We start from the raw sequence: 11,758 nt of genomic DNA on the forward strand, positions 1-11,758 counted from the left end.
CCCATGTCACATCGTAAGCGTCGCGTGCTTGTGCCGTGCCTGACGCTGGTGAGCGCGCTGGTCTGGCAGGCGTCCGCCTGGCAGGAGTCGCGTCCGACGTCGGTGCCCGCGTCGCAGCCGGTGGCCAGGTTGCCCATCCTGGTTGAGGAAATCAAACTCACCGTCGAAGAAAAACCAATCCGCGGCTGGGCTGCCAAGATCGACCTGAGCGACCCGCGCGTGGACATCCGCGTGACCGCGCCGCCTGCGCCGAGGGCCGATGATCCGCCCGGCACGGAAACGCACCTCGAGACCACGCCTGACTGGCTGCGGCGCGAGGCGCTGGTGTTGGCCGTCAACACGCACTTCTTCGCGCGCATCGGCGACACGAAAGGGCCGCTGCCGGCCGGCACACCGATCGACCTCGTCGGGCCGTGCGTCAGCGAAGGCCGCGCGGTGTCGCCGAGCCTGGAGCAGCCAAGCCCGGTGCTGGCGTTGACCAAAGACCGGCAGCCGCGGATTGGCATGCTGACCGGCGCGGAGCTGGACGGCATGGACGATGTCGTCTGTGGGATCGGGCAAGCCGGCAACAAGAGCGGCGGGCTGCTGGTGGAGGGTGGCCGCAACACCGGCGCCACCGCGCTGCCCCGCCCGCAGGAGCGTCATCCGCGCACCGCGGCCGGGATCAGCGCCGACGGCCAGACGCTCATTCTGGTCGTGATCGACGGCCGCCAGCCGGAGTGGAGCATCGGCATGACGCTCCCCGAGCTGGCGGATCTGATGATTAAGCTGGGCGCGGACGCGGCGTTGAACCTCGACGGCGGCGGGTCGTCGTCGTTCGTGTTCGCTCCGCCGGGCGGCGTGCAGATTACGAATCGCCCGAGTGACGGGCACTGGCGCGCCGTGGGGGCAAGCATGGGTGTGCGGCTGCGCGAGACGAAGTAGGTCAGGGCTCCTGCTTCTGGCGGGCTTCGTAGCGCTCGAGCGTGGCGCGGATCTCGGCGGCGACCGGTGGCGGTGTGCCTTCGAGATGGTCGACGGCCGCGCGCATCCACTTCACCGCGCCGTCCAGGTCCGCCTTCTCGTAGCACACGCGTGCCAGCGTATTGAGCAGCGTGGGGTCCTTGAACTCGGTCAGCTCGTTGGCGCGCTGCGCCGTCCCGCCGGCAAAGAGCAGGTCGCGGGTGGCGATGCCGGGCTCAGCGACGACGGCCCAGGCGAGCCGGTTGAGGGCCTGGGCGTCGTCCCAGATTTCCTTGCGAAACGCGCGGCCCTGTTCGTAGGCTTTCTCCGGGTCGTTGAAGTCCCGCAGCCGTGTCAGAAAGGCCAGTTGGCGCAGGTGGTGGGGGCGCTTGATGTTCGGGTCGAGCAACGTCTCGGGCGACATCGTGTTGCACAGCAGGCAGACGTTGATGTGCACACTCTCAGGGATGCGCTCGCTGAACGAGCGGTCGGGCTGCTCCACGCCGATGTCCACGAGCTTGAGATCGCACGCCGTCCGGAGCACGAGCAGCTCGCCAACCGTGCGGCCCATCGTCTGCCAGGTGAACGGAATCAGCTCCAGTTTCGCAGGCACGGCGAGCGGCACGGTCTTACCCTTCACGCCCAGGTCGCCCGCGATTGTCAGCGTATAGCGCTTGCGGCCCTTGTCCTCGCCGACCAGCTTCGTGTCCGTGACGCCAGTAACGAGAAATGTGATCTCCGGATACTCAGCGGCATTCAGCAGGGGGGTGCTCTGAAGCAGCCTGTCCTGGTCTTCGACGCCGGTTTTCAACGCGGCCACCGGTATCCGCAGCGCACCTGCGACGAGCGGGGCATCGTTCGCGCCGAGGTCGAAGGGCGAAACCATGTAGCCCACGGCGCGCTGGCATGTGACCACGACGTGTTGAAGCGGGGCGTCTGACGTGCACACGAACTGCGTGTCCTCACCCGGCGTGACGTGATACACGTCGCCCAGGTCGAGGTGGACCTCGGGCACGACCAGCGCCTGGCCGCCTTCGGTGCGCGGCGGCACATCGGCGGCGCGGGCGGCCGGCAGAGCGACCAGCAACAGCGCTGCAGTGCAGCGGACGATGCGTCTCAACATGGGAGCACCTCGCGAGAGACAGGCGCGCCGGCCATTAGCCCTTGTCGGCCGGACCGATGTCCAGCGCCATAATCGAGTGATCATCGCGCAGATACAGGCGCGTGCCAACCAGCGTCGGCACGGTCCAGGATTTCTCTTCGAGCACCTTGGCCTTCGAGTGGACCTCCAGGCCGGTGGGCGTGGCGGTCGCGAGCGCCAGGTTGCCTTCCTCGTCGAGGATGATGAGCTTCCCGTCCGCGTACAGCAGCGTCGCCTTCGCGAAGCCGCGCTCGCGCCACAGGATCTTGCCCGTGTTCAGGTCGATTGCCATCAGGAACGCCGGACCGAAATCGCCGCTGGAGCCATACACGGCGTCGCCGATGCGGACCAGGCTGCCGTGCATGACTTTCATCTTGCGCTCCAGCCAAACCTCTTCAGCGGTGTACGCCCCGTCCTTCTGGGTGATGCGGAAGAGCTGCGTGGCGCCGCCGTAGGCACAACTGTAGAGCACCTTGTCCGGCGGAACCCACACGGGCGAGCTCATGATGCCGGCAAGTTGGACATCCACGGTCGTCTTCCAGCGTGTCTGGCCGGTCGCGGGGTCGAGGCCGATGCGCGCGGCACCGAGCGTGCACAGCAGATGGTCTTCGTCATTCAGCCGCACGAGCATGGGCGAAGGATACCCGCCGCGAAAGGCCTCGCTTTTCCACACGAGCGCGCCGGTGTCCTGCTTGAACGCGGCGACGCCGGCGTCTTTACCGCCGAGGTTGATGATGACGTTGTCCTGGTAGGCGATGGCGCTGGCGCCGTAGCCGCGGCCGAGGTGGCTGGCGCCGTACTCCGCCGCGAGGTCATGTGCCCACAGAATCTTGCCCGTTTTCTTGTCGAGGGCGTGGAAGTGCGCCATGGCGCCGAGGGTGAACAACCGGTCACCGACGAGCAGGGGGGTGGAGTGAGGTCCCGCACCGAGGTCGAGGAGCATGTCTTCCTTCGGCGGGGCGTCGTAGCGGGTTTCCCACACCGGCTCGCCGGTGGCGGCGTTGAAGGCCAGCACGGCGTCCTGGTTGTCGCGCCGGCACATCGTGAAGAGCGTGTCTCCATCGGTGACGATCGCGGAATGTCCCGGGCCGATGTCGCTGCGCCAGAGGCGGCGCGGGCCGTCGTCGGGCCAGCGGTCGGCGAGGCCGGTGCTGTCGCAGGTGAAATCGCGGTGGGGGCCGCCCCATTGCGTCCACTGGGCCTGAGCAGCGCTGGCCAGACCAAGCGTCAGGAGCGCTGCGACACCCCGCAACCCCGATGACGGATAAGCGGCAAGACGCAGGGCACGCATCGGATTCCTCGCGGACAAGCCCCGGATCGCGCGGCCGGTGTGCCTGCCGACCCGGGCGATCCTGGCGGTCATCCTACCGCGCAACGATCGCCACGCGCAGCGCGCCGTTGTCGGAGCCTGTCAGAAGTTGTCAGACATCGGTCGCGTCGCAAATCAATTGCCGCCTTGTGGCTGCGACGCAATCGCCACCAGGTTTCGCTGCGTTACGACATAGAGCACGCTGTTCGCGACTGCCGGCGTGGCGTAGACCGCGTTGCGCATGTCGTTGCGGACCAGTTCCTTCAACGTCGGGCCGTGCTGCACGACCACCACGTCGCCGTCCGCGTTGCCGAGGAACACCTTGCCATCAACCATGCACGGCGACGCCCAGACCGCCGCCTGCATGTCATGGCGCCAGTGCCGCTGGCCGGTCTTTATATCCAGGCACGAGAGGTAGCCGTCGAGATCAACCGCGTAGAGCAACCCGTCAGCCACGGCGACGCTCGCAATCGTGCGGCCGAAGTCCTTGCCGCCGAAATGCCACAGCTTGCCGGTCTCCGTGATGTCGCCGCGTTTCGTTGCGTCGATTGCGTAGAGATGCCCCTCACCGGACGAACTCTCCGGATCGTCGCCGGCCGCAAGATACACCGTGTTTCCGACGATCACCGGCGTCGCGACGATGCTGGTCTTCGTGCCGGAGCCGCCAACCTCCCAGACCGCGTCCTTGGGGTTCAGGTCGAACTTCCAGAGCGGCTCGCCGGTGCGCGGCTCGAACGCGTAGCACCAGCCGTCGCCGCCGCCGAAGATGACCTGCGGCTGGCCATCGATAACGCCATACGCTGGCGAAGACCATTGGCCATGCAGGATGTGCTCGCCGGGGTCATTGCGTTTCCAGACGACCTTGCCCGTGGTCTTGTCGACGGCGATGAACGACGGCGCCTGCGGTGCCGGCGGCTTTTCATGCTCGTCGTCGACGCCATTGGATGTGCAGACGAAGACCAGATCGCCGACGACCAGCGGTGCACAGGCCGCCAGATTGTGTGGATAGACGCCCAATTCGCGGATCATGTCGAGTATCCAGATGAAGTCCGCGTCTTCCGGCGTCGTGTAGCGCTCGTCCTTGTACGGCCCATCGTTGCGGTCGTCGCGCAGGCCGTTCACGTCCGCACAGACCAGCTCGCAACGGTTACTGACGTAATAAACTCGGTCGCCGTCCACGCACGGCGTTGAGGCGACACCTTGCTCCGGCCAGTCGTTGGCGGGGCCGGTGGCAAGCTTGTCATGTGTTGCCTGCCACAGCAGCTTGCCGGTCTTTTCGTCGAAGCACAGGACGCAGCCCTTGTCGCCCTTGATGTCGGGGCGATATTCACGGCCGTTGTTGGTGCCGACGAAGATCTTGCCGCCGGCGACGACCGGGCCACCATAGGATTGGGTGCCCAGGGGGGCGATCCAGCGGATGTTTTCTTTCTTCTGCAGGTCCCACTCAGCGGGAATGCCAATCGTGGGCGAGACGGGGTTGCGCGCCGGGCTGCCGCCCCAGAGGGGCCAGGCGTCGGCAGTCGGGCGTGTCGCGGGTTGAGAATCGGGCGGCGCGGCGAGTGCCGTGGCGGTGCAGAGCAGCAGTGCTTTCAGCGATGCTGTGATTCGTGCGCTACGCATAGCTGTGAATGCTGTTGATGAAGAAGTTCACGAAGAACCAGTTGAACGCCATCATGATGCAGCCGGCGATGGAGAGCCAGGCCGTCCACAGGCCGCGGTTGCGGACGACGAAGCGAATGTGGATGAGGATCGCGTAGATGATCCACGTGTTCAGGGCGAAGACCTCTTTCGGGTCCCAGCCCCACGGTCGGCCCCACGACTCGTTTGCCCAGATCGCCCCCATGATGACGCCGCCGACGAACAACATCACGAACACGAGGTTCAGGATGATGAGGTGGCTCCAGTCGATGTTGTTGAGCCACGCCGGCAGATTCGCGCCGCGCCCCTCGTCGCCGGGTGTTGCACCCGCCAACAACGGTCGCTGACGACTCACGTCGAGCATGCCGCCATCCGGTCCGACCGGCACCGCACTCGCCCCCGTTGCCTGTCCATAGCGCACCGAGTAGTAGCCGATGAGATACGCCACCGCGATCACCGCTGCCAGGAAGATCAGGGCGTATGAGAAGCTGATGAGGACGGTGTGAATACGGAGCTGGATGTGATCGAGAATGCCGGGGATCGTGCTCAACTCGCCGCCCGGCAGCACGTAGCCAGCAGCCACCAGCGCGAGAAAACCCGTCGCGCTCGCCGCCACCAGCAGAATCCGCGGCTTCAGCCACAATTCGAGCAGCACCGCCGTCACAATGCCCAGCCACGCCGAGGCAACCACGGCTTCAAACACGTTCGCCACCGGCACGCGCCCGAGGATGTACCAGCGTAGCCCGAGGCCGTATGCGTGCCACGTCAGCCCGGCGGCCAGCAGGATCAGCGTCAGCACCCACGGCACGCGCCAGCGCGTCACCAGTGCCAGGATGCTTACCAGGAATGCCACGAAATACAGTAGCCAGCCGCCAGTGAATTTGCCGAGCGCGTAGTAGCGCACTTCCGCCATCCGTTGCCCTTGGGCGGGATACACGCCGGGGCCGGCCAAGGTGGGCAGCAGAACGCTCAGGCGATCGAGATATTTCTGCACGCCTGCCGTGTCGCCCTCGAGCCACGCGGCGCGTAACGACGACCAGGCCACCGTCACGGCGAGCGCCTGCTCGGGCGTGACACCCGGCAGCGGTCGCTGGGCGCCGCGCGCCAGCCCGAGCTGCGCCAGCTGGTCATCGGCCAGGTTGGCCAGCACCTGCTGCGGTACGAACCAGGGCGCGACGGCGTCGCCGCCCGGCTGTGGGACGAGCGTGATGATGCGTTCGAGATTGGCCGCCAGCGCCTGCGCCGTTCGCACGCGGTTCGCCGCCTTGCGCATGAGCGGCTTCGGCTCCACGCTGCGCAGCGCGGTCTCAACCGCGGGGTCGGCCAGCTCGCGTGGCGTGAAATGCGGCTTTGCGAGGATGCGCCGCCGCTTCTCCTCGGTCATGTGCGTGGTGAGGAGGGCACGCAGGCCGATCTCCTTCACACGCAGCAGCGGCGTATCCACGTACGCGTCGCGATGGAACAGCCATTCGAGCAGTGAGGCGGCCGGCGTCAGCCCGGGCAGGTGCTCCTTGCCGGTCATGGCGGCGAAGGACTCGCGGGCGAACGAGTCGAGCGTCTTGTACCGTCCGCCGTCCTGCACCACGATGAGGCGCGCGTTGGTCCAATCCACCTTCTGGTCGAGCGTGATCGCTGTCTTCGACGCCTCGAACGGCTCAACCGGCTTGCGACAGGCGGGGATGAACACGCACAGCCCGATCAGCAGCACGGGCAGCGCCGCGCCTTTCATCCGCCGGAGCAGGGCGGGCTTGACGTAGAACGCGAAGAGGCAGCCGAGGGTGACGATGATCCAGCCGATGTTCATCGGCCAGATGCCGATCTGGTTGCCGACGCCAAGGACCGTGTACTCCCAGTGATTCTGGAAATCGAAGCCGCTCTGGAACAACGTCCAGTGGCCGATCGCCAGCGTCTGGTTCGTGGACACGGTCGCGGCCCGTGGCGCGGCGTCGCCGGTCTGCACGTAGACATCGCTGCGGTACGACTCGATGCCACGCTGGCCGGGGAAATACGTCGCGCTGACCCGGCTGGCGGCGATGGTGGCCCCCAGGTTGTGCCGCGCGCGTGTATACAGCACCTCCCACGCCGACCGGCCGTCCGGCGCCTGGATCGTGATCGGATGCGCGTTCACCTCCACGTACGAGCTGAACGGGCACCATTGCGTATCGGTCCAGCCGGCGTAATCGCCGGTCCCCGTGATTTGCAGACGGAGGGCCGACGCCGCCCGCGGCGAGATGCCTTGCTGGCGCGTCTCGCGCACCTCCAGGGTCGGCAGCATACGCGACTTGCCATCCGGCGACTTGTGCGGCTGCAGTTCGACGACGTACGGCACATAGCCGGTGATGCGGATCGTGAAGGGCAGCCCTTCCGCCGGCACGTCAATCGGCATGCGCCACGGCTCGAACCAGCCGGTCGGGATGCTCAAGCCGAGCAATTTGATCGCCGGGCGCGTGCGGTACGAGGGGATTTCCGTGCCGCGTGCATCCCTCAGCACGCCCTCGTCCGGCAGGTAGCGCTCGCGATGAATCGGCAGCCGCGCGATGACGGCGGTGGTCGCGGCTCCCGTGGTCAGGTTCCGCAGGTGCAGCACGGGCGTTTCATCGTCGTAGAAGCCGTTCTGGGCGGCATACGTCGCCAGGTGCGCGCTCAGCGTCTCGGTGAGCGGCTGCCAGTCGTCAGCACCGGCTCCCACCGCGACGACGCGCGGGGGCGCGTCGCCGACGTGCACGTGGAGCTTCGCCGCGGCGACGGGCTGCACGCCGTCGGGTGTCGTCTCGACCACGTGGATCGTGATGGGGTCCGTGCCCGTCGCCAGCGTGCTCGACCATGTCGCACCGGTGGACGCGCGAAACTGATCGATGATGGCGCTGCGTCCGCCGATGGTGGCGCGAATCTGGATCGCCGGGGCGCGCAGCAGGACTTCGCCCTCGATCTTCGTCCCGAAGTAGGCCCACGCCCCGCCGACGAGCAGCAGGAGGCCCAGGTGCGCGACCAGCGCGCCGGCGTTGATCCAGCGCCAGTGCATGCGGCAGAACGTGGCGGCCGCAAGCGACAGCGTGAACAGCGCGACCAGCAGGGCGAACAGCCAGTGTCGGAATGCCTGCATCTCCGTGACTTCCAGCGCCCAGCGAACCGGCGCGTAGGCCGACACGACCGAACTGTAGATGAGAATCAGGCTCAGCAGCGCGACACCCAGCCAGATGCTCGACAACAAGCGCACAAGCGGATGGCGGCGCGGAGGCTGCGTGGGTGCCGGCGCGACTTGGACATTCATAGGCACTTCCCGACGGATTCTCGGGCCTCGGCTCAGGCTCGCGTGGCGGACACTGTACCGAATCGACACTAGGCTGGCGACGCGGCCCCGGCAACTTTTGATAACCGCTACCGGCTCCGCCGGGGCCGCTCATGCAGGACCACTCTGCCCGGGCGTCTCATCGGGCGGCAGTTCCAGAACCACCTCCGTGGCCCGCGTGTCGCGCGCCAGGGACGGCTCCGCGGGCGCGGCCGCGGCAGGCAGCGTCACGGTGAAGCTTGAACCAGCCCCGGGCCGCGTGACCAGCCAGATCCGCCCGCCGGCCTGCTCGACCACCTCCCGCACGATCGTCAGGCCCAGGCCGGTGCCGGGGATGCCGGCCGCGAGCGCGTTCGGCCCGCGCCGGAAGGCGTCGAAGACCGGCTCTTCACCGAGCGTCCCCCCCTGGGCGCGCAGCAATTGCGGGTCAAAACCCATCCCCGAATCGCTGACGTGAATCGCTACCGACTCGGCCGACCCGGTCGACGGTCGAGCGGTCACCGCCACGCGCACGCGCCCCGGGCCGGGCGTGTACTTGATGGCATTCTCGATCAGGTTGCCGATGCAGTCGCGGAAATCCTGTGGGTCGAGGCGGACGTGCAGCTCCCGGTCACGCGGCGTCCAGCACGTCAGGTCGATCCCCTTCGGTTGGGCCAGCGGTCGAAACTGGCGGCACAGGTCGGTCACCGCCTGCACCACATCCACGCGGCTCGCGCGCTGCTGGCGCGGGTCGGCCTGCTGCACGCGGGCCAGCGTCAGCAGCTCCGTGACCTGCGCAAGGCCCTCGGCCGCCCGGCGGGCGATCTTCTCACAGGTAGCGCGAATGCCGGCCTCATCGGTGACGATCCCATCGCGCACCAGGTCGGCCAGCGTCTGGGCGATCGCCAGCGGGTTCTTAAGCTGGTGAGTCGCGGTCTGCATGAAGCGGGCGCGGCGTTGCTGGAGGTCCTCAAGCGCCTGTCGCGAGCGCTCCAGGGCCGTGTTTGCGGCGTGCAGCAGGGCATCATTGCGATCCAGCAGCTCGGCGATCCGCAGCGTGAAATACAGCGTGCCGAGCACGCCGAACGCCACGACGCCCAGCATGACCAGCACGAAACCCGCCGCGCGATGCAAGCCGGTCGTCCCCAGCAGCGGCAGGAACGCGTAGTGCGGCAGCACGCCGCTCCACTCGCCGAGTGCGACGGCCGCGTACAGCAGCAGCGCCCAGCAGCTCTGCAGCAGGGCCTGCCAACCGGTGAGCAGCAGGCCGCTGATCGCGACGTGGAACAGGTAGAACACAGCCATCGGATTCTCGACGCCGCCGGCGAAATGCAGGATCGTGCTGAGCAAGAGGAGGTCGACGGCAATCTGCGCGTTGGCGAAGCGCTGCCCGCTGCGCACCGCCTGTGCGTGCGGCCGATCCTCGTCGTGCAGCCCGCGCCGCAACAGCCGGAACACCAGCCCCCAGACCACGTTGATCCCGGCCACGGCCAGCACGGCCGCCCACAGCGGCCAGGGACGCTGGGCGTTCGGCGTGGACACGCGCTCGAGCAAGAGCAAGGCAAGCGCGCCCACGACGAACACCCAGCGCAGCCGCACGAACCAGTTCAGCCGCATGAGCACGACGAGAGCTCCGGCCCGGTGTGGCTCATGCGGCGCGGGCGTCCGGATCGCGAGCAGTTCGATGGCTTCGCTGGGCATGAAGTATCAGGATAACGCAGCTACGGGCGCGGCGCGCGCAACTTCGGCGGCCCGTAGCGTAGCACGCGCACCACCGGCCGGCAAACGCGACCCGCCCGGATGACGCTGGCGCCCGGTTCGCGTTAGAATGCCCGCCTGATTTCAACCCGCAGGAGGAACGATCAGTGACCATGCAAGCGAACCTGTCCGCGATCGCGGGCCTGCAACCCGCCGCCGTGTGGCGTCATTTTGCCGAGCTGGCTTCCGTGCCGCGCCCCTCCAAGCGCGAGGAGCAGATCCGGGCGCATGTGCGGCGCTTCGCGAGCGAGCGCGGCTTCCCCATGCGCGAGGATGCGGTCGGCAACATCGTGTTCGACGTCCCGGCGACACCCGGCCACGAGCATGCGCCGCCGGTCGTGCTCCAGGGCCATGTCGACATGGTCTGTGAGAAAAACGCCCACATCGAGCACGACTTCGACCGCGATCCGATCCGCCTGGTGCAGGACCGCTACGGCCCGGCGCAGGAGCCGATCATTCGCGCCGCTGGTACGACGCTGGGGGCCGACAACGGCATCGGCCTGGCGCTGGCCCTGGCCGCCGCCACGACGCCGGACATTGTCCATCCCCCGCTCGAAATCCTCTGCACGATCGACGAGGAGATGGGCATGACCGGCGCGAAGGCGCTGGCGCCCGACTTCTTCCGCGGCCGGCGTATGCTCAATCTCGATTCCGAAGAGGACGACGCCCTGTACATCGGCTGCGCGGGTGGCTGCGACACGACCATCACGCTCGACCTGAAGGCGGCCGAGCCGGCGGGCAAGTTCGGCGTCTGGCGCGTCACGGTCACCGGCCTGCGCGGCGGCCACTCCGGCGTCGATATCCACCAGAACCGTGCCAACGCCATCAAGCTGCTGGTGCAGACGCTCAGTGGCGTCGAAGATGGGCGGCTGCGCGTCGCGGCGCTGCATGGCGGGACCAAACGCAACGTCATCCCGCGCGAGGCCTCCGCCCTCGTGATCGGCGCGGCCAACCTCGGTGCCAAGCTCAGCGCGGCGGGCGACCAGGTGCATGCCACGGCCGTCCGGGCCGGAGGCGAGGCCGGCTGCACGATCACGGTGGAGAAGGCGCTGGCGAGCGACGTTACGCTCGCCGCCACGCCGAAGGATACGCGGCGCCTGCTCACGCTATTGACCGCGCTGCCGCACGGCGTGCTGGCGGTGGTGCCGGAGATTCCCGGGCTGGTGCAGACGTCGAACGGCGCGACCACCGTTGAATGCCATGTCCATAACGGTGGGCTGCGATTCATCCTGGGGTGCCTGTCGCGCAGCTCTTCGTCGGTTCAACTGCATGCGACTGCCCGCCAGCTGGCGGCCATCGGCGAACTGGCCGGGGCGGAAGTCGTGTCGCACAATTCCTATCCCGGCTGGCAGCCGAATGTGAATTCGCCGCTGCTGGCAACCTGCCGCGGCATCTACGAGCGTCTGTTTGGCAACCCGCCGAAGGTGGCGGCGATTCACGCGGGCCTGGAGTGCGGCATCATCGGGGAGCGCATCGGCGTGGGGCAGATGGACATGATCTCGCTGGGGCCGCACATTGAAGGCGCCCACAGCCCCGACGAACGCGTCTACATTGCCAGCGTGGACAAGTCCTGGCGGTTCCTGACGGCGATCCTGGCGGAACTGGCGAAGGGCTAGTGCGAACAGTGGTGAACGAGCCGCCACGCTCAGATTCTGCGTTGGCGGTGCATTGTGCCACTGCTCTTGAGCAGTGCGTAGTGTGG

7 protein-coding genes are annotated in these 11,758 nt (G+C 67.6%); 2 read left to right on the forward strand and 5 right to left on the reverse strand.

The features are described from left to right. Positions 1 to 3: 3 nt before the first annotated feature. Complete coding sequence (locus tag KA383_03685) at positions 4 to 924, forward strand: phosphodiester glycosidase family protein (GenBank protein ID MBP7745208.1); 921 nt, start codon at positions 4 to 6, stop codon at positions 922 to 924. Position 925: 1 nt separating this feature from the next. Here the strand turns inward: KA383_03685 and KA383_03690 are convergent, their stop codons facing one another. The 5 genes from KA383_03690 to KA383_03710 all read right to left on the reverse strand — a co-directional run bounded on the left by KA383_03690 (position 926) and on the right by KA383_03710 (position 9,999). Continuing rightward, positions 926 to 2,065, reverse strand: coding sequence for a YceI family protein (locus KA383_03690; GenBank protein ID MBP7745209.1), 1,140 nt, complete (start codon positions 2,063 to 2,065; stop codon positions 926 to 928). A 34-nt stretch (positions 2,066 to 2,099) separates the two neighbouring features. Continuing rightward, a complete protein-coding gene (locus tag KA383_03695) occupies positions 2,100 to 3,374 on the reverse strand; it encodes a PQQ-like beta-propeller repeat protein (GenBank protein MBP7745210.1) in 1,275 nt (424 codons plus the stop codon). 153 nt (positions 3,375 to 3,527) lie between these two features. Continuing rightward, entirely contained in the window at positions 3,528 to 5,012 is a 1,485-nt protein-coding gene (locus tag KA383_03700; GenBank protein ID MBP7745211.1) for a PQQ-binding-like beta-propeller repeat protein, read from the reverse strand. Beyond that, entirely contained in the window at positions 5,005 to 8,301 is a 3,297-nt protein-coding gene (gene ccsA, locus KA383_03705; protein MBP7745212.1) for a cytochrome c biogenesis protein CcsA, read from the reverse strand. The genes KA383_03700 and ccsA overlap by 8 nt, the downstream gene beginning before the upstream one ends. A gap of 129 nt (positions 8,302 to 8,430) precedes the next feature. After that, on the reverse strand, positions 8,431 to 9,999 hold the full coding sequence (locus tag KA383_03710; protein MBP7745213.1) for a HAMP domain-containing histidine kinase: 1,569 nt from the start codon (positions 9,997 to 9,999) through the stop codon (positions 8,431 to 8,433). 164 nt (positions 10,000 to 10,163) lie between these two features. Between KA383_03710 and pepD the strand changes: the two genes are divergently transcribed. Beyond that, on the forward strand, positions 10,164 to 11,672 hold the full coding sequence (gene pepD / locus KA383_03715; GenBank protein ID MBP7745214.1) for a beta-Ala-His dipeptidase: 1,509 nt from the start codon (positions 10,164 to 10,166) through the stop codon (positions 11,670 to 11,672). Positions 11,673 to 11,758 lie beyond the last annotated feature (86 nt).

This window comes from Phycisphaerae bacterium (assembly GCA_017999985.1).
Taxonomy (GTDB): domain Bacteria; phylum Planctomycetota; class Phycisphaerae; order UBA1845; family Fen-1342; genus JAGNKU01.